This is a genomic window from Rhizobium sp. P32RR-XVIII, from assembly GCF_012641395.1.
GTDB lineage: Bacteria > Pseudomonadota > Alphaproteobacteria > Rhizobiales > Rhizobiaceae > Rhizobium.
This window is the reverse complement of record NZ_JABAIH010000013.1, coordinates 89,272-113,573: the sequence shown is the minus strand read 5'-3', so window position 1 is coordinate 113,573 and position 24,302 is coordinate 89,272. Positions and strand designations below refer to the sequence as shown.

Sequence of the window (24,302 nt, the reverse complement as noted above, 5' to 3'; positions counted from 1 at the left end):
CGATCAGACCTTCTCGGAAGGATTGACGTCGGAGGGCGCGCTGCCCTTCGGCAGGTGGCCGAACATATGCGGCTTGATCTGGTGGAGCCAGGAGACAGCCGCCGGATCTTTACTGATCAAGGTCTTGGCAAAGGGAATGACCTGCTCCCCGACGAGAATGCCGAGAAGGCCAACGAGCGCCACCACGGGCGGCGCTGGCGAGCGGACGTTCAAGAGGCTGTAGACAACGCCAACGAGCAGGCCGGCGCCGAGCGAAAGCAGGTACATTTTCATGGGTGATACTCCACTCGACCCTTTCTGAAGGTTGCCGCATGCCAAGTTTCTCATGTCATGCGAGCCGGCACTTGACCAACGCTGTAACTATTTCGACTGCTTTATGACTTCTTGCGCCTTCTGATAGCTTTCGGCGACCGCGGCGTAGTTGGGCGCAGCCATGCCATAGAGCTTCGCAAGTTCCGCCGCCTCGGGACGCTTCCACGTACGGTGCATCTCCGACAACAGCGCATTCGTCGATGTTGGGATGACGCCGCCTTGGACGAAACGAGCCAGCGTCGTTCTCGATGCCAATTCACTCGGATCGCCGGAGGCGTCGATAACCGCGTAAACGTCGAAACCAGCCGCCTTGGCGTCCAGCGCCGGGAACATTACGCAGACACTGGTCCAAACCCCCCCTATAATCAACGTCTTCTTCCCGGTTGATCGTACGGTCTGGACGAACTCTTCGTTATCCCAAGCGTTGACTTCGCCTTTGCGTGGTACGTAGACCGCATGCGTAGCATACCGGTGGATTTCGGGCATAAGAGGGCCGTTCGGGCCGTTCGGTTCGGATGCGCTCGTAATCACCGGAATCTTCAGCAGAGATGCCAGCCTTGCGATCATCTCGACGTTCCGCCGAAGATCCGCGACTGCGATATCCTTAACCGTTTGAAACAGTCCCGACTGATGGTCGAGCAACAGGATCGCCGTATCGGACGGATCAAGCAGAGCCTGCCCGCCACCCGTAGACAGCACACTTGACTTGGTTTTCGGCGCGTTTGCCATGAAACAATCCCCTTGAGATTTGTGTTCTTTCCGGTGTCTGTTGGCGCTCTCAACTTCGCTGCATGTCGCGCAAGCGGCAACTCTAAGGTGGTTCAGAGCTAGCTAATCTTGAATAGATCGCACAAAACTGTCTAATAGCTGGCAGTTATAGTTTTGATAGATCGCGCTCGGTTACTGTGCTTGCGCTCGTTTCGAGCACGATCCCCGACGCGCCACCTGTACCGATAGCGACCTTGCCTTTGAGATCGGCGCTACTCCTGATCGCGCTCCGAAAGACCTGTTCGGCCGAATAGGGCAACGTTCCTAATGAACTGATAGCTATTTATTATGGGCAACGGGCCGCTGAAGTTCCATAAATCAACGATATGCCACACGAGGGAAATCGCCTGGTCGTCGGTTCGACGCCTTTCAAGAGCGGGGTGGTCACTCGAGCGATGTTGCTTAGCGATAGATGGAATCGGCGCCACACTGCGTCACAGTAATGGCGAGGCCACGACACTGTCCCTACTTACCCGAGAAGGCCGCGAAACGAGCCTTCCGGGTGGACGTTTGTTGTCTCGGCTCGCTTGGCCAATCCAGCAGAAGCATTACCACCACGATCCAAATCCCTGAAACACGGGATCTGTGCTTGGCCTCGGTTACAGGTGTAGGTGAATTTGCCGTCTGTAAGACGGGAATGTAACAGCCGCGTTCCAGATCTGTCTCCGAGACATAGTCAGGAGATTTTCATGCCGACCGTGCAAACCGAGCCCACCGTGCGTTCCCATGCTCGAGGCCACCACCTCCGGATCGTCACGGTCGATGGAATGATCGTCACGTTCGGGATGGACGGTCGCGTGGATATTCGAGATGTTCCACCCGAGCCGGCTTCGCCTGTCCACCGTGAAGCAGCAGAACCGCTGCTTCAGAGGCTGGCTACGCTTTTTATCAAGGCGTTTGCGCTTGCGGGCGCATCGCTGCATCCGACCGTCGTTCATTGGCCGGATGATTGGTCTTGAACGAGACCTGCTCGCGCCACCGAATCTGCGTGCCGCGGGCAGGGGCTGGCGAGCCGCCTCCTATGAGACGCCCGAGGATGCGGCCGTTCAAATGCGGCATGTCGTCGGATGGGCGTCACCTAAACCAAGGGCGCCGGCTGAATCCCTGATAAATTCGTTTATGAGTTGAAGCTCGCCGCGAGCGCGAACGTCTGACATACCCGCAATCGGCCGGGGCGCAATTTCGCTAAGCCAGTGCCGTTTAGGCGGCCTTCGGATGCGGTCGATGGTTTTCGCTCGTCTGCGAGCAAATCCCGGCACTTTGTTTTTCGTGCTTTTCCCGAGGAGTACCAGCGCTCGGGATTACAGTTGCAACGTAGTTTCCACGTTTGGAAACGCGGCCGAAATTCTCAAAAGCGACAGACAGTCCGTTGGCCTAACGACGGGAGTCTCTTTATGAATAGCAGTCTTTCAATATCTCTGGCCCTGGGTGTGTCGCTTATTTTAGCGAGCGCTGCGCATGCCGATATTCTCATCGGCGTTGCAGCACCTCTCACCGGGCCGAACGCTGCCGTTGGCGAGCAGTTCCGCAAGGGCGCGGAAAAGGCGGTTGCGCAAATCAATGCGGCGGGCGGAATAAACGGCGACAAGATCGTCCTCGAACTCGGCGACGATGCATCCGATCCGAAGCAGGGGATTTCCGTCGCAAACAAGTTCGTTTCCGATGGCGTCCAATATGTGATTGGCGACTACAATTCCGGCGTATCGATCCCCGCTTCACAGGTCTATGCCGAGAACGGCATCCTGCAGATCACCCCCGGTTCGACCAATCCGACGTTCACCGAGCAGGGACTCTGGAACACGTTCCGGGTGTGCGGACGTGACGACCAGCAGGGTGCAGTGGCCGGCAACTACATCTTGAAAAACCTCAAGGACAAGAAGCTCGCAATCCTGAGCGACAAGACCGCCTACGGTGAAGGGATTTCCAATGAGGTGAAGCGGACGGTCAATGCGGGCGGCATGACCGAGGTCATGGACGAGGGGGTCACTGTCGGTGACAAGGACTTCTCCGCGATCATCTCGAAGATGAAGGCTGCGGGTGTGGAAACCATCTACTTTGGCGGTCTCTACACCGAAGGCGGCCTGATCGTAAGGCAGGCGGCGGATCAGGGGCTGCATGCGGTCCTGATCGGTGGCGATGGTATCACGTCGAGCGAATTCGGTCAGATTGCCGGCCAGGCTGCAGCGGGCACTTTGATGACTTTTGCGCCGGATCCTCGTCTCAATCCTGCCGCGAAGGCCATCGTGGCGTCGTTCAGGAGCGATGGGTTCGAGCCGGAAGCCTATACGCTGTATTCGTTTGCGGCGCTCGAGGTCCTAAAGGCAGGATTTGCGCAAAGCAATTCCCTCGATCCGCAGAAGGTGGCGGATGCCTTGAAGCACATGAGTGCGCCAATTCCCACCGTGATCGGCAAGCTTGAGTTCGACGAAAAGGGCGACCGCAAGGACGAGGACTACACCATGTACGTCTGGAAGGCCGATGCGAGCGGCGCCATGACCTATTCCATGCTGCCTTAAGAGAGGAGTGACCGGCGCCCGGTCACCGACCGGGCGCCGGGCCTACGTCATCGTTGGTTCTATCGTGAATTCCTTGTCCTAGACAGAGATCGCCGCATCGAGATGGCTGCCGATTTTCGAAAAGTGATTGAGAAGTATGGTTCTCGTTTTCGCCCTTGCGAAATGGGCTCGTTCAGCTGTTCTGCAGCCGAGGGAAGCGTCGCCTTAACGGCTACGGTGGTAGTTGCTGGCATGACCAAGCGTCCGCCGACCGATCTCGCACCTCTCCGCTACAAACGCCACCGCTTTCGAGCGGAGGTCATAGCGCATACGGTTTGGCTGTACTTTCGATTTCCCCGCAGCCTCCGCCATGTCGAGGACCTGCTTGCCGAGCGCGGCATTGAGGTCTCATTCCAGACCGTCTCGGAGTGGGCTGGCAAGTTCGGTCGCGAATATGCCTGTCAAATTCGGCGGCGGTCGCGAGGCAGCTTTGCTGACAAATGGCATCTCGACGAGATGGTCGGTTCCATCAAAGGCAAGAAATATTGGCTCTGGCGGGCCGTGGACGCCCAAGGCCATGTTCTCGATGCCCTCTTGCAAAGCCGCCGAAACAAGACGGCGTCCCTGCCGCTGATCCGCAAGCTGCTGAAAGGTCAAGGTGTCACGCCGCGCGTCATGGTGACCGACAAGCTCCGCTCGTACTCTGCTGCGAAAGCCGAATTGATCCCATACGTCGAGCATCGTTCGCACAAGGGCCTCAACAACCGCGCTGAGAATTCTCATCTGGCCATTCGACGACGAGAACGGGGCATGATGCGGTTCAAGTCCACCCGCCAATGCCAGCGTTTCATTTCAATTCAAGGTCCAGTCGCTAACCTCTTCCATCTGCACCGCAAACATCTGAGCGGCTCCGATCACCGAGAATGCCGTGCCGCTGCCATGACAGCCTGGCGCGACATCACCTCATCGGCTGCCGCATAGCGATCGCTACCTGTCCGCACTATACCCTCTTCAGATTAAGACGACGCCACCCTTGCTGCGGTTTGGCGATGCGCTCTTCTGCGCTGGACGTCGGGCACATGGCGGATTTCCGGACGCAGGCCGGCACAAGAGAGCTCAAGACCCTCCATGATATTCGATATCGCCCGGGATAGAGCCACCTTGAGCCAACCTCCTCTGTCGTCGACGACGATGGGTGGCTCCGGTTTGAACATGAGAGGCAGGATGGCCTCGAGATCCGACGGTTCTCCTTTCCATTCGCGTACGCCGTTGCTGTTGGCAGCGATGATGGCGCGCGGTGAATTTCCTTTTTTTTGCATTTGCTTTTCTCCACTAACTGTCGAAGTGTCGACAGCAGAGAGATTGCTGGCGCCCGGCTACAGGAGCGTTTCGAATCTGGAAAAGCAGGTTACGGCTGTAGTTCAGCGATCCAGCGCCTGTATTCGCCTGTTCGGAGAAACAGGCACTCCTTCGGACGGCAAGAGCCGATCGCAGAGGAACGGCTTCCTTATCCTGCCCTGCCGCCAAAGAAGAGTTATCCTAGAGCCGCTGCGCAATCGCCTCGGCAAGCATCCAATATTTCAAGCGTAGCCTTTCACCACCGCTCTGAAGCTCGGCGGTAACCGTGATCGCTCATTCTCGTCGCTGCTCGGGCCACGGAGCGGACTTAACTCCGGAGAAGGGGCAAGAGCTACGTTTCAACAACAGAGCGATTGAATACCATGAACATTCTCATTGTCTCGACGCCTGCAACGGGTCACCTCAATCCATTGCTTGCAGTCGGCCGAATCCTGATTGCCGAAGGTCATCGGGTTCTTACTTTATCAGGCACAGCCTTGCGCAAGCGCATCGAAAGCATTACGGCTGAGTTCCATCCGCTCCCGCCGGCTGCTGACTTCGATCCGGAGGACATCCATTCAATCGCTCCGGAGTTGAAGACCATGCCGCCCGGACCCGAATGGCTGCGCATTGCTCTCGAACGCGTTTTCGTCGATACGATTCCTGCCCAGCACCTGGGTCTGCAGCAGGTTTTGCGTGACTTTCCGGCCGATGTCGTCATCGGCGACGATATGTTTTTCGGCCTCCTGCCGATGCTGCTCGGGCCGCGCTCGAAAAGGCCGCCGATCGTTCTTTGCGGCACGTCGATCTTGCACTGGCGCCGCGAAGACAATGCGCCGCATTTTGCGGGCCTGCCACCGGCAGTCACCAAAGCGCAACACGAGGAATATGCGGCGATCGCCCAAGAACACGACAGGCTCGTCAGCCATCCCATCGCCAGACGGGCGGATCTGTGCCTCATGGAACTCGGCGTCCGGCCGCTGTCGACAGCTCTTTTCGATTCGGTCGTGGAGCTTGCCGATGCCTATATGCAGCTGTCGGTTCCGAGTTTCGAGTTTCCCCGTAAAATTCCAACCTCGGTGAACTTCGTCGGAGTCCCGCCTTTCATTCCGAATCAAGCTCCGCTGCCGCCCTTTGCTCACGAACTGGATGGCTCACGCAAGGTCGTCCTGGTGACGCAGGGAACGGTTGCGAACCACGATTTCAACCTTCTCGTCGCTCCAACGCTTGCGGCGCTCGCCGACGAATCCGACGTGCTTGTGGTCGCGACCGCCGGTGGTCGCCCGACCGATGCCATACCGGGCCCAATTCCAAGCAACGCGCGTCTTGCCAGCTATCTGCCGTTCGAATGGCTGCTGCCGAAGGTCGATGTGCTGGTCACCAATGGCGGCTACGGCAGCGTCAACCAGGCCCTGAGTCTCGGGATTCCTCTCGTCACCGCCGGACTGACTGAGGACAAGGCTGACGTGAACGCGCGTGTCGCGTGGTCCGGCGTCGGAATTGATCTCAAGACCAATGAACCGACACCAGCCGCGCTGAAGCAGGCCATTCGCACCGTGCTAGACGAGCCGTGCTATCGGTCGCGCGCGCTGCTGATGGCCGAGGACTTCGCCGAGATCGACACACGAAGTGAAATTCTGAGGATCGTCAACCAAGCCGCCAATCGTTCTGCTGACGGCGATTTAAGAATGGAAGAGCTTGCGATCGCAGCCCGGGCACGGCTTGCACGTCGCCAATAGATCGCTCGTCGGCAAGCTGCCTCTTCAATGGTCGCGGATTTTTTGGCACGGTGAAGCAGTTGAGCCTGCGTCAATGTTGGCGCAGGAAGCAGAAAGCAGTTTTTGGAAAAAGAACGCAATTAATGATCCGCGCACCAAGGTCAATCTGTCCGGTTTCCCGTCGAGAAGCTAGGTTTTCGGACAGGTTTAACCAGCACCGCCAAACGGTCGTTTTCCGGACACGGTGGGAAACCTACAAGCTGGATAGCCCCAACAAAAATCCCGGCATCCAGTGGATGCCAGGAACGCCAACGGGAGTAACGTTTGGGATAGATGATTAGGAAGCCATTGCTTTCGCGGCTGAAGTCTGCGCCTTCAGATACATCGTGACCTCGTCAAGTCCAACAACGTCGCCGTACTTCGCTTGTATATCAAACAGGGCCTGGTCGTGCGCCGCCTTTGATCTATCGCCAAGGGCTTCCCGGACAAGAATCGGTCGGAAGCCATATTGCAACGCGTCCACGGCCGACGCTCTGACACAGCCGCTTGTCGTACAGCCGACAATAATCAGGGTATCGCGGCGCATCGTTTGAAGTTGCGATGCAAGCGTCGTCGCAAAGAAACAGGACGCGTATTTTTTGACGAAAACGGAGTCGTCGGTTTTACGGTGAAGTCTTGGATCCAGCTTCACAATTTCCGATGTGGTTTGAAGGCTCGATAGTCCCTTCATCTTCAGCCTCCAAATGCCGGATTCCCGCGCATCCGCCTCGTCATAGGACACAACGGAATAGAAAATCGGCGCCTCGGCCAGTCGCGCAGCATCGATGACTTGGTTTATCGCCGCGACTTCATCGTCAAGGTTCGATCCGAGCGGCAATGTGGGATCTGTGAAGGCCGTCTGGATATCAACGACAAGGACCGCTGGCGCGCTCCCAAACCCCATATTGACGCCGAATCCGCGTTCACGAAACAGGGTCGCATCATCTACCGCAGTGTCCATAACTTTCTCTCTCCCTTGATTCAGGCTATGAGTGCCTGCAATTTTGCCGCCATCTGGCCGCTTCGATCATGCCCATGACTGACCGAACCTCCGACCCCAAGGTATCGCTCGGCGATATCCTTCGATGATGCAAGCTCGCCGGCCGGTCCGGACATGGTGATTGTTGACTGTTCGAGCACGTATCCCCGATCGGCGATAGCAAGAGCTTGGCGCGCATTTTGCTCCGCGAGAAGGATCGTTATGCCCTCATCCCTCAGCCTCTGGATAAGTTTGAATATCTCGGCCACCAAAAGCGGGGCGACGCCGAGAGACGGCTCATCCAACACCAGTATGCGCGGTCTGGACATAAGGCCACGCGCGATCGCCAACATCTGCTGCTGCCCGCCAGAGAAGTTACCGGCAATATCACCCAGCCTTTCCCTGAGAACCGGAAAAAGTCGACATACGAATTTGAATTGTTGCTCGATAATGGATCTATCGACCTTGCAAACGCTATAGGCTCCCAAGGCGAGATTATCGGCGACCGTCAAGCCCCCGAAAATCTGACGGCCCTCGGGGACGTGCGAGATTCCCTGGCGCAGTCGGTCACAGGCGGTCAGGGAACCAATCGGTTTTCCGTCGAGCAGGACATCGCCCTTCGATGGCCGTAGCATTCCGGAGATCAGCTTGGCTGTGGTGCTTTTCCCCGCACCGTTTGCGCCTACCAGGGTGACGATTTCCCCTGCCTTCATGGTAATGTCGATGTTCTTCAATACCGTTGTATTGGAATACCCGGCAGCGACCTGTCGAAGTTCAAGCAGCGGCATTTTCTTCCCGTCCCAAATAAGCTTCGATAACCTTGGCGTTCGATTGGACTTCTGCTGGTGGGCCAGCTGCAATCACCGCCCCGGCGTCAACAACCACTACGTGATCAGCGACGTTCATGACGAGCGACATGTTGTGCTCCACGACCAGAACCGAAATGCCAGCGACGCGAATGGCACGCAGCAGAACAGCTAATTCTTCGGTCTCGGTGTCATTCAGACCTGCGGCCGGCTCGTCCAGACATAAGAGCTTCGGCTGGCTCATCAGAGCACGGACGACTTCAAGCAGTTTCTGGGCGCCCATCGGCAGATCGACCGCATGCGCGTCGCGAAACTTTGACAGCCCTACCAGCTCCAGCATCGCCACCGCACGCTCACGCGATTCCCGTTCTTCTGCCCTGCTCTTAGATGTCCAAAGCATCTGGCTCAAGCCAGAGCACTTGAACAACCGATGCCGACCGGCGAGTACGTTCTCCAACACGGTCAGTCCGGGGAAGACGCGTGCGGACTGGAATGTCCGTATCAGTCCCAAGCCCGCGACATTCATGGGAGACGTCCCCCTGATGCTCTTGCCAAGGAAGGACACACCTCCGCTGTCTGCGGGGAAGATATTTGTGATCAGGTTGAACAGCGTCGTCTTGCCGGCGCCGTTCGGGCCGATCAACGCGGTGATTGCGCCGTCTCTAACGGAGAAAGAGACATTGTCGGTAGCCTTCACGCCACCGAATGTTTTCGACAGGCCCGATACCTCGAGAATAACCGGTAGGGTTTCACGGGTGACATTATTGACCATCATCGAGCACTCCCCTGTGCAAGCTTGCTTGCGCCTTCGCTATAACGCACCCCAGGTGAAAGTCGGCTCAGACCGTCGGCAATCACCCCGTAGATTCCTCGCGGCAAATAGAGGAAGCAAAGGATCAGCAATGCGCCGCTGAAAAACGTCTTGTACATCGCCAACGGCTGGAAGATCGTCGGCAACAAGGTAATCAGGATGCTGCCAAAAGCGGGACCTACCAGCGTTCCCTCACCGCCGATCACAAGCATCGAAACGAGTTCAAGCGATCTGTTTGTTCCGACCATATCGGGCGAGAGGAAGTTGAACGAAAATGCCAACAGGCTTCCGGAAAGGGAAGCAAGGACGGCGCTGATCAAGAACGCGACAAGCTTATACCGGACGATGTTCACACCAAGGGCGGTCGCCGCCATCTGATCTGTCCTGATCGCCTGAAGCGCCCGTCCGAAACTCGACTTCATCGCCCCGAAAAACAGCAAGAGCAAAGCAACATTGATCGCAATGACCAGGTAGTACATCGACAGCGGAGTATCGAAGTAAATCGATCCCACGGAGAATGACGGGATTCCGACCATCCCGGAAGGACCGCCGGTGATGTCGATGAAACCGATCGCGCAGGAATCGATCAAGAGGCCAAAAGCGAGGGTCGCCAGAGCAAGATAAAGGCCGCGCAACCGCAGAGTGACGAATGACAGAACCAGTGCGCAGATGGCGGATAGAAACACACCAGCTCCAATCCCGAGCAATGGCTCGACGTTGTAGTTGATTGCCAGATAACCAGCCGTGTAGCCGCCTATCGCCATGAAGCCGGCCTGCCCAAGGCTCACCTGACCGGTATATCCCATGAAGAGATCGAGGCCGAGCAATGCGATGAAGATAATCGCTGCAATCGTGAGGCTCGAGATGATTGTGCCGTCGACGAGGAATGGGAGCAGAACCACGACTGCCAGAGCTACCGCTGCTGCCCCCCATGCGACTGTTGGACAGAGGCGGGTGATGTGACCCCACGAGCGGGGTTCCTCTCTTACATCCTGACGGCGCGTTATCCGAGATGGCATCAGGCCCGTTGGTGCAAAAACGAGAACAAGCAAAAGGATGACCAGAGCAATGGCGCTGCTGAACAACGACGACACGTAGGCGGTTGCGAGCTGCGTCGCGATGCCGAGCAGCAGGCCACCAAGGATAGCGCCCGGAAACGATGAGATCCCGCCGATTACAACCGCGATGAAGCCGGAGATCGTGAAGAGCTGTCCGGTGTTGAATTGCAAGGTGGTGGTGGGTGCCACCACGACGCCGGCGATGGCGGCGATCATCGTTGCGAGACCGAAACTGAAGATCGTCATGCGCGTTACATTGATGCCCATGAGCGTCGCGGCTCCTGGATTCTCAGCGCAAGCACGCAGCGCCTTGCCAAGAGTCGTCCTGGCGATGAGGTACCAAATCGCAACAATGATGACGACAGCAGTGCCGATGATCCAGAAGGCCTGCGTCGGGATAAGTATCCCGCCGATGTCGAGGGGCTGCTCGCCGGAAAATGGCGGCACCGAATACGGCTGACTGCCCCAGATCACGAGCGCAATTCCCTCGACGAGGGTGAGGATCCCGACCGTCAACATCAGCACGTTGGCATTGGACAGCTTTTTGAGAGCCGGCACGAAAGTCACGGCACCCAGCAAAGTCCCCGCCGCTGTCGTGACGAGCACGGCAGCGACGAGTGCAATGGGCAGGGGGAGGCCAAGGCTTTGGCTGAACGTATAGCCGACAAGCGCAGCGACAATTGCGAAACCACCCTGGGCCAGGTTGACGATCGCCGTTACCCGATAAATCAACGAGAAGCCAAGAGCGATAAGCGCATAGATCGTGCCCACAAGTAGGCCACCAATGCTAATCTGTATAAATTCAGCCATGAGAACTTCCTCCACTCAGTCGGCAATTACTGGTTCAGCAGCGCTCCGCCAACATCGCTGACAACCTTCCAGGTGCCTGCACCGCTATCCCAGCGCGTGACGACGACGCTCGACTTGTCGAGGCCACGCTGTGGGTCCTTCTTGAAATCGTAAACCCCGTTGATACCGCCGAACCCCTGCAGGTTCGCGAGATATTCCTTCAATTGCTCTGCCGTTGCCCCCTCAGGTAGTGTTTTAAGGGCGCTAACTACCAACAGTCCCGGATCCCAGGCGAATGTCGACGGCCCGTCAGGCTTCACTTTTGCAGCGTCGAAAGCCTTGTAGAAGGCATCTTTTGCAGCCCTGGCTTCCGGAAGCTCCTTGCCGTTTTCGGTTTTCAGCCACTGCGGAGCGGGTATGTAAAGTTCCTTCGGCAGGAAACTCGCATACTGCTCCATCTGCGCGTAGGTCATGTTGCCGTCCGTCGTGCCGACCGGAACTTCGAGAGCGGCATCGCGAATAGCCTTGAAAACGGTCCCCACCGGAGCGCCGGTCGACCATACGATCACAGCGTCCGGCTGGGCACCCTTGATGCGCTGCACCTGCGCAGAAGCGCTGACGTCAGTCGGATTGAACTGTGCCTCGGCAACAAGCTGGAGACCCGCGAATTCGTCTTCACCGACGAGCGGCTTGATCTGTTTGTAAGCATCCTGGCCGGAAGCATCCGTAGACGTGATGAGACCGATCTTGTTCCAACCGCGATCCTTGAAATAGCGCAACAGACCTTCAGCAAGACCCTTGGTCGATACGCTGGAACTGAATGCGTAATCACCCGGCTTTGCGTAGAGGGAGGGCGACAGACAGTACATGACCGGCCCGTTCCTCATAAGCGGAGACATAGCGTTGCAGAGCCCCGCTACCGCAGAGCCGATGATGACCTGAGGGGATTTGGCTTTGATCTGATTGACGATCTGTACGGCCGTTTGAGGGTTCGATTGATCGTCATGGAAAACGAACTTCAGTTCCTTTCCGTGGATGCCTCCACCCTCCTTCACCACCTGCTCATAAAGGCTGAGCGCCTGCTGTTCGGCCTTGCCGAGGAACGCCGCCCCGCCGGTCAGTGGCAGGACAACGTCAATCTCGAAAGTATCGGCCGCTGCTGCCTGATAGGGGATGAACCCCGTCAAAGCGGTCACTGCCATAGCGGCCAAGCGTGCTTTTGCTGATTTCACTCTCTTTCCTCCCTTAGTGGATAGTGCCATGTCATCACCGGGCGCGCCGAAGTAGCAGCGACAGCGAATAATCCCGGTGAATTCCTCCTGAGCCTCAGCATCGAAATTACTTAGGTCTCTTATCATTTAACATAGACGCGGGTTTTTTCGCTGTCGAGAGTGAATCGACAAAGGATGCAGCAGAAACAACCTCACGCCTTTCAGTTGCATCTGATCGTTGAATCCCAACGAGAAAATGGTGTCAAAAATGGAAGGAACGTTCTGCTGTTGCAGGGTCGGCACGTCCCATCGTTCTAACAACTCATGAAATCACAGCTTTGCTCACGATATCGGTGGATTGCGCCTGACCCAATTCCTTAGTAGGTTTAGTTTGAACATTTAGGTTCCTAACCTCTACCCAGCTTGAAGTGAAAAATGCGCGAGACGGAGGAAACGAGCTTAGATCTGCTGCCGCACCCTCGCAAAGGTGTTCGAAGGGGCCACGTTGAATAAGCTAAGGTATTCCCGAAAGTGATGGATGAATGAAAAGTGGAACGAACTCGCCTAACCTGTCCGCGGCCTTCGATGAAGCTTTCGAAGACATCGCACTCCCTTTTGCCGAAAGCGTTGGCTATCAGGTACGCTTAACGAACCGCCTCATTCAGAAGCTGCTTCAACAAACCATCGAGCCTTACGGAGTCACGCTCGGGATGTGGTATTTTCTTAGGGCTCTTTGGCACGAAGACGGGCTAACTCAACGGGAACTTTCACTCATTGTGGGGACCATGGAACCCACCACGCTCTCGGCGATAAAATCGATGGAGCAGAGTGGATTAGTCAAGAGAACGAGAAACGAAGAAGACCGGCGCAAGATCAACATTCATCTCACAGCCAAGGGGCTCGCCCTCAAGGACGAGCTCCTTCCGATGGCGAAGCACGTTGTACAAACTGCCGTGAAAGGGTTTTCTGAAAGAGAATTTCGGACGTTCCTGCAACTGCTGAACGCCATACAGGCCAACATCCGGCCGGTTCTCGAAAACGACAAACTTGACATTCTCTGATGAAGTACATGGGGGACGAACCGCTGTGCGAGCGGTCCGTCCCTGATGCCTATTCGGCCGCGATCTGCCTTTCAGCGTCAACAAGCGTCCGCCAATCGACCGTCTTCGGATAGACCCCTTCGTGGGAGGCGATCCTTGCCTGGGGAAGGCGCGGCTCTTCCGTGCCAAGAGCGGTTCCCCCCGCTGCGACCTTGCGAGCTGCATCGACCATAAGACGACGGAACTCCACGATCGCCAGGTCGGACGCGCCAAGGACATCGTTGGAGCGATTGACGATCGGCCCCATTCCCACCCACATCGCAATATCCTGGTTCGGAATGCCTTTGATGCCGGTAAAATTGCCAAGCTTCATCGCCTGGCGATCCTGGAGGAAGTTGTTTTCTTTGGTGCGGAACGATTCCCAGCGCTCGTTCAGGTGAATGCCTTTTTGAGCATGATTGAACTTGCGCCAATCCTCGGTGCTGGGGCAGTCCATGCCCCCCCAGGCGATGAAATGGAACGCCGTGGTGACATCATCGATCGGCACGATCACGCTCGCGACATTGTAGGAACTGTTGGGCGGAATCAGTGAGTAGTATGGCGCGACGAACTCGGTGATCCGCAGGTACTGGTGGGTATCTGTGTTCTTGATGGGCTTGCGGATCGCCGCATAATGAAAGCCGTAGCTCGTGGTCTGCGTCTGCATTCGCGGGGATTTGTCCGTCGATGGACGGTACCAGGACTTGTCATCGGCAGCTGCCCCTTCCACACGGGCCGGCACCATATCCGAGGAATGAAGGCTCGATGAATGCGCGCTATCGATCTGTCCCTCATGGATTTGCGCCCAATTGCAGGGGATGCGAATTTTAAGGATCGAGACCTGCGTGTTCTCCGTCGGTGCAAAAGCTGGGGGATCGAAAGCTGGAATGTTCGCCTGGTCGCCCAGCCAAGCCCAGACGAAGCCGCCCCACTCCTTGGTCGCATACGATCTATGCTTGACCTTGTTCATCAGCGGACTTTCGTCCGGCTCCGATGACATTGCGACAATGTTGCCCTCAACGTCCATCTTCCAGCCGTGGTAAAGGCAGCGCAACCCGCACTCTTCATTTCGGCCGTAGACAAGCGATGCCCTCCGGTGCGGACAAAGCTCGTCCAGCAGGCCCAGTCGCCCGTCGCTGTCGCGAAACGCGACATAACGCTCCCCCAGGACCTCAACGAGCAGCGGAGTGCCGTCGCGCTCGGCGACCTCTTCGATAAGACATACCGGCGTCCAATGCTGGCGCATCAGCTTTCCCATGGGAGCGTCGCGTGAAACGCGCGTCAAAACTTCATTTTCCTCGTGCGTGAGCATTGGATCCTCCAAGGTTAGGTCTCTAACTAAATTTACATAGCGGGCCGCCATCCGTCCAGTCGTTGACAAAAATTATTTAGAGACCTAAGTAATTCGTACTGGCCGAGGAGGATGGCCGATATCCTTTGAGAAGATGACGACATGATCGATGATACCGCGCCTTTTGAAATGAAGGTCGTCCAGCGCCGTGAGCTGACGCCCTACATCACCGAATTCACACTTGAACCGATCGATGACCGTAGCTTGCCGTCATACGAGGCAGGTGCTCACATTACTGTCAGAACACCATCTGGCGCGATGAGACGGTATTCACTGGTTCGGGACGGACGAGAGCCCAAGCAGTATGTCATTGCGGTAAAGAAGGAGCAGCAATCGCGCGGTGGATCGTCCTCCATGCACGATGATGCCGTCGTCGGTTCGGCGCTCCCGATCGAGCCGCCTGAGAACAGCTTTCCGCTGAAAAAGGCCAGCAAGTATCTCCTGATCGCGGGCGGTATAGGTGTTACGCCGATCTACGCCATGGCGGCTTCACTCGCGGCCGAAAACAAGGATTTTCAGATCATCTACTGTACGCGCAGTGCTTCCGACACCGCTTACCTGGAAGAACTGCGCGAGGCGTTCGGACGGCGAGTGCATGTCCATCATGACGAGGGCGATCCCGATAAGGCCTACGACTTCTGGGATCACTTCGTCGAAATCAAGAACATGCATGTCTACTGTTGTGGGCCCAAACCCCTCATGGATACAATCCAGTCGATTTCAGGTCACTGGCCGGAAGGCCGGGTGAACTTCGAGGACTTCAAGCCCGTCGATGTCGTCCGCGCGGACGACACGCCATTCGAAGTCGAGCTGGCCAAGTCGGGGAAAAAGGTCGCCGTCCCTGCTGATAAATCTATCCTCGAAGCGGTCCGGGAAAGTGGAGTGAAGACCACTAGCTCTTGCGAAAGCGGGACCTGCGGCTCGTGCAAGTGTCGGCTGGTTTCGGGCGCGGTGGACCATCGTGACATGGTCCTGATGGACGAGGAAAAAGACGCCTTCATCATGATTTGCGTTTCACGCGCGAAGACGGGAGGGCTTGTGCTTGACCTCTGAAGCAGGAACCGGCGCTCCCGTCAGGATCGGTGTTGTTGGACTTGGGCGGGCGTTCATGCTCACGCTGCCCGCATTTCGGTCCGACAACCGTGTTCGCCTTGTCGCCGCAAGCGAACCTCGTGAGCAATCGAGGTTGGCATTTGAGCGAGAGTTCGGCGGTCGCGCTTACGACAACGTCGCGGATCTGTGCCGCGACCGCGATGTTGAGCTTCTTTACATCGCCAGTCCGCATGAGTTGCACGTTGAACACGTTTTGGCTGCTGCTGCCGCCGGCAAACATGTTCTGGTTGAAAAGCCCCTGGCGATTTCTATGGATGATGCTCGGGTTATGGTTGAAGCGTGCGCCAGTGCCGGCGTTATGCTCCTTGTCGGTCCGAGCCACAGCTACGACCAACAAATTCAGCTCGCGAGGTCGATTATTGACAGCGGCGAAGTTGGTGAGGTGCGGCTTATCCATGGCTTCAATTACACCGATTTTCTTTACCGGCCGCGACGGCCAGAAGAACTGCAGACTGAACGGGGCGGAGGTGTCGTCTTCTCTCAGGGTATACATCAGATCGACATCGTCCGATTGCTGGCCGGTGGCTTGACCCGGGACGTTGTTGCTCTGACGGGCAGCTGGGATCCTAGACGGTCAACCGAAGGAGCCTATAGCGCGTTGCTTTCATTTCCGGAGTCGATGGCCTGCATCACCTACTCCGGGTATGCCCACTTCGATAGCGATGAGTGGATGGACAATATCGGCGAGCTCGGCACGCGCAAGGATCCAACGAATTACGGCAATGCTCGCAGAGCGTTGGAGAAAATCGCTGATGCCGATGAAGAGGTACGGCTGAAAACAGCCAGGACCTACGGCGTTAGCGATCATAAAAACGCCGAGCCCGAAACATACGAGCATTTCGGCCCGCTCATCGTATCCTGTGACCGAGCGGACATGAGAATTACCCCGTACGGCATCCATCTTTACAATGATGCTGCACGCGTTTTCCGTCCGACCCCGCGCTTCAGGTATCCACGATCGGAAATCATAGAAGCGATCGTTACAGCGTTGCGAAAGAATATCCAGCCAGCTCAAACCGGGGCCTGGGGGCTCGCCAGCCTTGAGGTCTGCCACGCGATTTTGCAGGCGGCTGCGACCAGAGCACCTGTTCATCTGAAACATCAAATAGGATTGAGAGAAACTCCATGAGCAATCTTTCGCTGTCACTCGCAATGGGGGACTATGACCGTACCCGTCCAATCGTTGACGGCCGAGTGCAGATCGATGGCGTCGATCCGACCTGCATGCTGCTTTCGCCTGAAGAGATGTTCTTTAGAGCTTTCCGCCACGCCGCTTTCGACATCAGCGAACTGTCTCTCTCATCTTATTCGATCTCGGTCGCTCGCGGCGAACCTCACTATGTTGCAGTTCCTGTCTTTCTTTCGCGAGCTTTCCGCCATACGTCCATATACGTTCGCAAGGACCGCGGGATAAACGCTCCATCTGATCTTCGCGGACGACGGATCGGGATCGCCGAATATCAGCTTTCGGCCAACGTCTGGTTCCGGGGGATACTCGGTGACGAATATGGCGTGAAGCCAGCAGAGATAACTTGGGTGCGAGGTGGCATGGACACGCCTGGCAGGCCGGAAAAAATCAAAGTGATACTTCCTCCTGAAATCAAGCTCGTCGATGCGCCCGAAGGCGAGACCCTGAATGGCATGTTGCAACGGGGCGAAATCGATGGGTTCGTCGGCCCGCGCGCGCCGCGGTGTTTCGATGAAGGCGATCCGGCGATTGGAAGGTTGTTCTCAGATACCGTTGGAGAGGCCGAGGCATATTTCAACCGGACCAAGATCTTCCCCATTATGCACGTTCTTGGTTTGCGGCGCTCCTTGGCTGATGCAAATCCCTGGCTCCCAGGAGCATTGCTGAAGGCGTTTACGAAGTCCAAGCGGCTTGCCGAAGAAGCTTTAGCCGACACCTCTGCGACAAAGGTCACAATGCCTTTCGTTGAGGACAATCTTAGCCGTGCCCGATCGATCATGGGGCCGGATCTCTGGCCCTATGGCTTACCGCCGAACCTTGCAACGCTCGACACTTTCTTACGATATCATTTCGAGCAAGGGCTCTCGCCACGTCGAGTGAAGGCTGAAGAGTTATTTCACCCAGCGACCATCGAAGCTTATAGCCTGTAAGGTCCAAATTAGGATTCAGACAATGCGATTGCAGCCTGGTGACATTATCGAAATCGAAACTTCTGCGGGCCTTGGTTACGCTCAGGTGACCCACATCCATCCCGCCTATCCGGAGGTGGTCCGCTTCTTCAGGGGCCTGCGCGCGGAGGCCGTAAAAGACCTGGCTGGACTATCAGAAAATCCCACAGCGTTCATCGCGACGTTCCCATTGGGTGGTGCGCTCGAAACGGGGATGCTTGTTGGCCGCAAAATTGGTGCACTTCCTATCCCAAGTGATTTCAAGTCGTTCCCGACATTCAAGATGCCGATCCGTGATAAGCAAGGCGGGGTCGTTTATTGGTGGCTCTGGGAAGGGGACGGGCTGTCTTATAGTGTTGAAGAAGACGGATCATACGACGCATTGCCGATGCGAGAGGTGATGACTGTTTCGGATCTCATCGGCAGACTGGGTGGCTCAGAGGATGTCGCTGCTTGATCGGATCTGTTTATCCCGGGAAGTTTGGATGTCAACGGTCAGTACTATCGTCGAGCCTGACGGCATTCTCAAGTCCATAAATCAATAATAGCCACACGAGGGAAATTGCCCGGTCGTCGGTTCGACTCCTTTCAAGGCGGGCATTGCGGGTTTCGTATCGGCTGTCATACGACAATAGAGGACTACATCGCTGAATGAGACCGCTTCCGCGGCAATGCCTGGATGTCGCAAAAGCTGCCGACTTGTTTTGATCCACAACTGATATTGATTGTAGAAGAGCATCGTCCGGTGCAAGAATCTTTATCTTTCTGGGTGTCGAAATTTCAGAATGCCGAGATCAGCATGCAGATTGGCGCCGAGCCTGATAGGCGACGCCTCTATGGTGCTATCGCCAGCGCTCCGCATATTACCCTCTAAACCTCGTCCTCTCATGTGGGTGAGTGATATCCCTGCACAACCTAAGGCGTATCGCCCTGTTCTTCCATGACGATATGGCTGTCGGATAGCTTGCGGTAGTGTCGTTCAGGCGGGACATAATCTCGGGCTCGGATTGGATTTTTGATCTCTCGTGCAGTCAATGCACGCGTGCTCTTCCGTCTATCGGGATCCGGCAACGGCACGGCAGAGAGCAGCCGCTTGGTGTAGGAGTGTTGGGGATTGGTAAATATCTCCTCTCGCGATCCGAATTCGACAATCTCCCCAAGGTAAAGCACGGCAACCTTGTGGCTGATGCGCTCCACGACCGCCATGTCGTGCGAAATGAAGAGAAATGAAAGGCCGAGCCTTTCCTGAAGCTCCATCATGAGATTGATAACCTGAGCCTTCACGGAGACATCAAGCGCAGACACCGATTCATCTGCAACAATGATCCTTGGAGCGAGCGCCAGCGCCCGGGCTATACAGATGCGCTGGCGTTGACCGCCGGAAAACTGATGAGGAAGTCGGCTGGCCATTAAGGGCTGCAGGCCGACCTGTTCGAGCAGTTCTGCGACCTTCCGTTCCGCCTGCTCCTTCGTCCCGAGGCGATGCGTGAGGAACGGCTCGGCTATGGCTTGTCCAACCGAGCGGCGGGGGTTCAGACTGGCGAAGGGATCCTGGAAAATCATCTGGATGTTACGCCTCGCCGCCCTCACCTGGCGAGGAGCCATGGCCATGATTTCCTCGCCCATGATGCGGATTGAACCCGATTTCGGTTCGATGAGGCGCATGATCGAGCGTCCGATCGTCGATTTGCCGCATCCAGATTCGCCGACAAGGGACAATGTCTCCCCTTGCATCAACTTGAAGGACACATTCTCGACCGCGTGGATACGATTGTTGACCTTGCCGAACAGCCCCGAACGGATATCGAAACGTGTCGTCAGCCCTTCCACCTCCAGTGCGGGCTGCGTGCTCGACGCGATAGAAGCAATGGAAGGGCTGGCTTGCCTCGGCTCACCGGTCTGCTGATCGATGATCGGGAAGCGCTTCGGGGCAGCCTCACCGTTCATCGACCCGAGCACCGGCACAGCATGCAGCAGTGCCCGCGTGTAGGGATGCTTCGCCCTTCGGAAAATCTCCTCGGTCGTGCCGGTTTCGACCGCCTCGCCTCGAAGCATGACAACGGTCCGTTCCGCGATCTCGGCCACCACCCCCATGTCGTGGGTGATGAACATGACGGCCATCTGCTCTTCGGTTTGCAATTCCCTAATGAGGCTCAGAATTTCTGCCTGGATCGTGACGTCAAGAGCTGTCGTGGGCTCATCGGCGATGAGGACCTTGGGGCGGCAGGCAAGTGCCATCGCAATCATCGCCCGCTGGCGCATCCCACCCGAGAAGCTGTGAGGATAGTCGTTGTAGCGGGCCTTCGCCGCCGGGATTTTCACGCGTTCCAGAAGACTGATCGCCTCCATCTCAGCCTGCGCGCCAGTCATGGAGCGATGGATCCTCAGCGACTCGACAATCTGCTGTCCGATTGTGAAGACCGGGTTCAGGCTGGTCATCGCCTCCTGGAAAATCATCGAAATGGCGTTGCCGCGAACCCCGCGCATTTCCTCTTCGGGAAGTCTCAACAGATCACGACCGTCGAGCCGGACGGAGCCTTCGATCCTCGCCCGTTCATCCGACAGTAACCGCATGATGGAGAAGGCCGTTACGCTCTTGCCGGAGCCCGATTCGCCAACGACCGCGAGCGTCTCCCCCGCGTGGACGTTGAATGAAACGCCCTTCACGACTTCGGTCCAACCGCCAGCCGTGTGAAAGGAGGTCCGGAGATTGTCGACTGCCAGCACCGGCCTGGCTTTGACGTCGACGCCGCTCCCTGAATGGAGCGTCTGAGCAGGTGTCGTTATCATGCTGTTCACCGCCTTTTCCCTTCGCGATCGCTGGTCATTCGGCTGCTTCGGGGTCAAGTGCGTCTCGCACGGAGTCTCCGATGACATTGAACGCAAGAACCACGACGGTGATTGCCAGGCCTGCGCCAATGATCGACCAGGGCGAACCGAACACATTGCTCAGCCCATCGCGAATGATGTTGCCCCAGCTTGCTTGTGGTGGCTGGGTGCCGATTCCAAGAAAGCTCAAGGCGGCCTCAAGGCGGATTGCCGAGGCGATCCACAGTGTGAGCAGCAGAACGATGGGGGCCGAGATGTTCGGCAGTACATGTCGAACCAGGATGACAGGCGTCCTTACTCCGATGGCTTTCGCCGCTTCGATGTAAGGCTCCTGCTTGATCGACAATGTCGAGGCGCGCGACACACGCGCAAACCCCGGGACGAAGGCAATGGTCAAGACACCGAGAACGTTCCAGAACCCGCCGCCGAGTGCGGCAGAGATGATAATGGCAAGCAGAAGCTCGGGAAATGCCATCAGCAGATCGATCATCCGGGTGACAAGACGGTCGGTAACACCGCCAAAATAACCAGCGACCACTCCGAGCGTTGTTCCAATCAACGCAGCAAAGAAGGGCGCAAGCAAGCCGAAAATCAACGAATTTCGCGACCCATAAATCAGCCTCGAGAGGACGTCACGACCGAATTGATCGGTACCAAGCCAATACTCTCGCGACGGATAGGCGCTGATGGCAAAATAGCTCTGCTTCAGTGGATCATATGGTGCAATCCACGGCGCAAAGATTGCAATCACGCTGAAGAGAGCAATGACGACCGTGGCACAGATCGTTGACGGTTTGGAAAAGATGGCACGTCGAATGAAATCGAAATAGCTCGTCTCGATGACGACGACAGGTGCATTGTCGGCAATGGCCATTTCCTTATCCCCTGATCCGTGGATCGACGAGCGTGTAGACGATGTCGACGAGAAGATTGACGAGAACGACCGAGAACGCGAAGACCACAACGCCTCCTTGGATCAGAGGATAATCGCGCACCTGGATCGCGTCGATCAGCGTTTCGCCGATGCCCGGCCTGTTAAATACCAACTCTATCGCAACCGAGCCGGACAACGTCGCAAGAATACTGAGCCCAACGCCGGTGACGACAGGCAGGAGCGCGTTGCGCAGGCCATGCTTGTAGATGATGTTGCGCTGGGACACGCCCTTGGCCTTGGCCGTGCGCATATAGTCCTTCGAAAGAACTTCCAGCAGCGACGTCCGGGTTAGACGTCCAAGAAATGCGACCTTTACCATGGCGAGGGTAATCGCCGGCAAGACGAGATGGTACAGGCGATCGACAAGGCCCGCCCCGCCACCGTTGATCGGGAACCATCCAAGATTGAGCGCGAAGGCGATAAGCAGCAGCGCGCCAAGATAGAAATCCGGAATCGCATACCCGATCAACGAGAATATCCGCATCCCCGAATCGGGCATTCGGTTGCGCTTGACAGCTGCAAGAACCCCGAACGGCAGGCCGAAGATAACGCCAAGAAGCGTGGCGAAGAGCGTGAGCTCGATCGTATAGGGCAGGTTTTCGGCAATGATGTCGGTGACTGGCCTGTGCTGCATCAAAGAGTTGCCGAAATGAAGGCGAACCATATCCCATAGGAATGTCAGATATTGATGCCAGAGTGGAGCGTCGAGGCCTGTTTGGGACCGGAACAGCGCGAGCTGTTCCGGCGTTGCGTAGTCTCCTAGCGCCACGAGCGCGGGGTCGCCCGGCAGGATCCGCAAGGCCACAAACACGAGTGTCAGGACCAGAAAGACCGTAGGTATGGCGTCAAGCAGCTTGACGGAAACAATGCCGGGCATGGCGACCTCCCTCAGGCGACGCGCTTGGCTTTTGCAAGCGACCAGTAGGCCGGGCCGGATTCGACCTTGTAGCCGATATCAACGCGAGGATTGCGGGCGATCACGTATGACAGCGCGATAATGCCGAGCAACGGAAGATCGGTGAGAACCTTCTTTTCGGCCTCTTGAATGAGGAGGATGCGCTTGTCGAAATTCGGTTCATTCTGGGCTCTTGCGAGCAGGTCGTCGATGCCGGGAATGGCGACGCCATAGTGGCTGTAATTGCCCTGCCCCTTGCCGTCAGCCTTGACTACCGCCGAGGCTGCTAACTGCGACGACAGTGTCAGCGTGGGTACCGGCGGGAAGCTGGAGGAGTAGAGGGCAAGCGCGTTCTTGTCCTGGCGATTGTCGGAATGGAACGTGGTGTGATCGATGATCTTCAGATCGAGGTTGATGTTGGCAGCGCGCAACTGCTCCTGGATCATCAGCATGATGGAGGCATAGTCCTCACGCTGGCTGACATAGCAGGGAATGGTTACGCCATTCGGGAAACCCGCCTCGGCAAGCAGCGCCTTGGCCTTCTCCGGATCGGGCTTGTACTGTAGCTCCGGCGGCAAATCCTCTGCCTTGACGGACCCGGAAAACTGCGACGCGATGATCCCCACCATTGGGCTGGCGATGCCCTGGAAAGCGGCCGCGATCGCAGCATTGTCGATGCCATACCGGATTGCCTGGCGTACCTTCAGATTGTCGAGCGGCTTTCGCGTCAGATTGATGTTTAGCGTGTTATGGCTTCCCGGTGCAGTGGCGTCGAAGATCGTGCTTGCCGAGCGCTGCTTCATGGAATTGACCCAACCCGGCGCACGTACGCCCTCAATCATGTCGACCTGGCCGGATGCGAACGCCAGGGTTCTGGCCGTCGTATCCGCGATGAACGTGATGCGGAGGTTCGGCGTCGCCGGCGGCCCCTCGAAGTGCTCCGGAAATGCAACGAGGTGCAGACCATCCGTCGGACTGAAAGACTGCAACTGGTAAGGCCCGGTTCCAATCGGGTCCGTATTGAAGCCCTCTCCCTTCTCCTCGAATGCCTTCTTGGAGATGATCGAGACGCTGAGCGTGGAGGCGCAGCTTCCGTTGAAGAGCGGGTCCGGCCGCTTCAACGTGAAGCGCACGGTCATGGGATCGACGGCTTCGCAGGACTGAATGTTTGCGTAGAACACCTTATTCGCGGTCACCAGCTTCGGATCGATCTGACGCCCGAAGGTAAAGACGACGTCGTCGGCAGTGACTTGGCCGTAGTTCTTGTGAAACTTCACACCCTTGCGGATCTTGTAGGTCCAGGTCTTGGCATCCTCCGACGACTCCCAGCTTTCAGCGATGCTCGGCAGGAACTCGTCTGGCTTGACAGCCCAGCGGCCCTCGGGTGGTTTGACCAGCGTATCGTAAATCTGGTTGACACCCCAGTTGTCGCCGCCGTTCAGCCCGGTCTGTTGCGGATTGAGACCGACGGGAGCACGGGACGCAAGCGCGATCGTGATGGTATCGTTGTCGGCGGCCGTTGCTGGTGCGAAACCGACGGTCGATCCGACAGCCGCAGCAGCCGTGATCAGTCCCGACTGAATAAGAAACTCTCTGCGTGAAACACTCATTTTTCCTTCCTCCCAAGGATCCTGTTGTCGA

At 56.9% G+C, this 24,302-nt stretch carries 22 protein-coding genes; 9 read left to right on the top strand and 13 right to left on the bottom strand.

All coding sequences use genetic code 11. The features are described from left to right. Positions 1-3 precede the first annotated feature (3 nt). Both HGP14_RS27000 and HGP14_RS26995 read right to left on the bottom strand, forming a co-directional pair. On the bottom strand, positions 4-273 hold the full coding sequence (locus tag HGP14_RS27000; protein WP_168832939.1) for a XapX domain-containing protein: 270 nt from the start codon (positions 271-273) through the stop codon (positions 4-6). Positions 274-360: 87 nt separating this feature from the next. After that, entirely contained in the window at positions 361-1,041 is a 681-nt protein-coding gene (locus HGP14_RS26995; protein ID WP_168832938.1) for an isochorismatase family protein, read from the bottom strand. Positions 1,042-1,769: 728 nt separating this feature from the next. Here HGP14_RS26995 and HGP14_RS26990 point away from each other — a divergent pair. The 3 genes from HGP14_RS26990 (at position 1,770) to HGP14_RS26980 (ending at position 4,556) form a co-directional block, all read left to right on the top strand. Beyond that, entirely contained in the window at positions 1,770-2,039 is a 270-nt protein-coding gene (locus tag HGP14_RS26990; protein WP_168832937.1) for a hypothetical protein, read from the top strand. Between the two features lie 435 nt (positions 2,040-2,474). After that, positions 2,475-3,596, top strand: coding sequence for a branched-chain amino acid ABC transporter substrate-binding protein (locus HGP14_RS26985; protein ID WP_168832936.1), 1,122 nt, complete (start codon positions 2,475-2,477; stop codon positions 3,594-3,596). 231 nt (positions 3,597-3,827) lie between these two features. Further along, complete coding sequence (locus tag HGP14_RS26980) at positions 3,828-4,556, top strand: IS6 family transposase (protein ID WP_168832970.1); 729 nt, start codon at positions 3,828-3,830, stop codon at positions 4,554-4,556. 35 nt (positions 4,557-4,591) lie between these two features. Here HGP14_RS26980 and HGP14_RS26975 read toward each other — a convergent pair whose 3' ends face one another. Next, positions 4,592-4,894: a hypothetical protein gene (locus tag HGP14_RS26975; protein WP_168832935.1), complete on the bottom strand. Its 303-nt coding sequence runs from the start codon at positions 4,892-4,894 to the stop codon at positions 4,592-4,594. A 402-nt stretch (positions 4,895-5,296) separates the two neighbouring features. Between HGP14_RS26975 and HGP14_RS26970 the strand changes: the two genes are divergently transcribed. After that, positions 5,297-6,652 (top strand): glycosyltransferase, encoded by a 1,356-nt coding sequence (locus tag HGP14_RS26970; RefSeq protein WP_168832934.1) that lies wholly within the window; start codon positions 5,297-5,299, stop codon positions 6,650-6,652. Between the two features lie 316 nt (positions 6,653-6,968). Here the strand turns inward: HGP14_RS26970 and HGP14_RS26965 are convergent, their stop codons facing one another. From HGP14_RS26965 to HGP14_RS26945, 5 genes are read right to left on the bottom strand one after another with little or no spacing between them, the layout of a single operon-like run. Further along, positions 6,969-7,631: an isochorismatase family protein gene (locus HGP14_RS26965; RefSeq protein ID WP_168832933.1), complete on the bottom strand. Its 663-nt coding sequence runs from the start codon at positions 7,629-7,631 to the stop codon at positions 6,969-6,971. Between the two features lie 20 nt (positions 7,632-7,651). Further along, a complete protein-coding gene (locus tag HGP14_RS26960; protein WP_205927359.1) occupies positions 7,652-8,509 on the bottom strand; it encodes an ABC transporter ATP-binding protein in 858 nt (285 codons plus the stop codon). Then, positions 8,424-9,230: an ABC transporter ATP-binding protein gene (locus HGP14_RS26955; RefSeq protein WP_205927364.1), complete on the bottom strand. Its 807-nt coding sequence runs from the start codon at positions 9,228-9,230 to the stop codon at positions 8,424-8,426. Before HGP14_RS26955 ends, HGP14_RS26960 begins: the two co-directional genes overlap by 86 nt. Beyond that, positions 9,227-11,134 carry an ABC transporter permease gene (locus tag HGP14_RS26950; protein WP_168832932.1) on the bottom strand — a complete coding sequence of 636 codons (1,908 nt, stop codon included), beginning with the start codon at positions 11,132-11,134 and terminating at the stop codon, positions 9,227-9,229. Before HGP14_RS26950 ends, HGP14_RS26955 begins: the two co-directional genes overlap by 4 nt. A gap of 26 nt (positions 11,135-11,160) precedes the next feature. Next, a complete protein-coding gene (locus HGP14_RS26945; protein ID WP_168832931.1) occupies positions 11,161-12,345 on the bottom strand; it encodes an ABC transporter substrate-binding protein in 1,185 nt (394 codons plus the stop codon). A gap of 521 nt (positions 12,346-12,866) precedes the next feature. On the opposite strand from HGP14_RS26945, the gene HGP14_RS26940 reads away from it, so the two are divergent. Then, positions 12,867-13,385 (top strand): MarR family winged helix-turn-helix transcriptional regulator, encoded by a 519-nt coding sequence (locus HGP14_RS26940; RefSeq protein ID WP_168832930.1) that lies wholly within the window; start codon positions 12,867-12,869, stop codon positions 13,383-13,385. 49 nt (positions 13,386-13,434) lie between these two features. On the opposite strand, the gene HGP14_RS26935 is transcribed toward HGP14_RS26940, so the two are convergent. Next, positions 13,435-14,715, bottom strand: coding sequence for a Rieske 2Fe-2S domain-containing protein (locus HGP14_RS26935; protein WP_168832929.1), 1,281 nt, complete (start codon positions 14,713-14,715; stop codon positions 13,435-13,437). Positions 14,716-14,856: 141 nt separating this feature from the next. Between HGP14_RS26935 and HGP14_RS26930 the strand changes: the two genes are divergently transcribed. From HGP14_RS26930 to HGP14_RS26915, 4 genes are read left to right on the top strand one after another with little or no spacing between them, the layout of a single operon-like run. After that, positions 14,857-15,807, top strand: a complete 951-nt coding sequence (locus tag HGP14_RS26930) for a PDR/VanB family oxidoreductase (protein WP_168832928.1) — start codon at positions 14,857-14,859, stop codon at positions 15,805-15,807. After that, on the top strand, positions 15,797-16,996 hold the full coding sequence (locus tag HGP14_RS26925; RefSeq protein ID WP_246704596.1) for a Gfo/Idh/MocA family oxidoreductase: 1,200 nt from the start codon (positions 15,797-15,799) through the stop codon (positions 16,994-16,996). The genes HGP14_RS26930 and HGP14_RS26925 overlap by 11 nt, the downstream gene beginning before the upstream one ends. After that, on the top strand, positions 16,993-17,985 hold the full coding sequence (locus HGP14_RS26920; protein WP_205927358.1) for an ABC transporter substrate-binding protein: 993 nt from the start codon (positions 16,993-16,995) through the stop codon (positions 17,983-17,985). Before HGP14_RS26925 ends, HGP14_RS26920 begins: the two co-directional genes overlap by 4 nt. Before the next feature lie 22 nt (positions 17,986-18,007). After that, complete coding sequence (locus HGP14_RS26915) at positions 18,008-18,460, top strand: hypothetical protein (RefSeq protein ID WP_168832927.1); 453 nt, start codon at positions 18,008-18,010, stop codon at positions 18,458-18,460. A gap of 458 nt (positions 18,461-18,918) precedes the next feature. On the opposite strand, the gene HGP14_RS26910 is transcribed toward HGP14_RS26915, so the two are convergent. Genes HGP14_RS26910 through HGP14_RS26895 form a run of 4 tightly spaced genes read right to left on the bottom strand, consistent with a single transcriptional unit; the run spans position 18,919 to position 24,271 of the window. Continuing rightward, on the bottom strand, positions 18,919-20,793 hold the full coding sequence (locus HGP14_RS26910) for an ABC transporter ATP-binding protein (protein ID WP_168832965.1): 1,875 nt from the start codon (positions 20,791-20,793) through the stop codon (positions 18,919-18,921). 34 nt (positions 20,794-20,827) lie between these two features. Next, positions 20,828-21,706: an ABC transporter permease gene (locus HGP14_RS26905; RefSeq protein ID WP_168832926.1), complete on the bottom strand. Its 879-nt coding sequence runs from the start codon at positions 21,704-21,706 to the stop codon at positions 20,828-20,830. 4 nt (positions 21,707-21,710) lie between these two features. Beyond that, entirely contained in the window at positions 21,711-22,643 is a 933-nt protein-coding gene (locus HGP14_RS26900; protein ID WP_168832925.1) for an ABC transporter permease, read from the bottom strand. Between the two features lie 11 nt (positions 22,644-22,654). Then, positions 22,655-24,271, bottom strand: coding sequence for an ABC transporter substrate-binding protein (locus tag HGP14_RS26895; protein WP_168832924.1), 1,617 nt, complete (start codon positions 24,269-24,271; stop codon positions 22,655-22,657). Between the last annotated feature and the right edge of the window lie 31 nt (positions 24,272-24,302).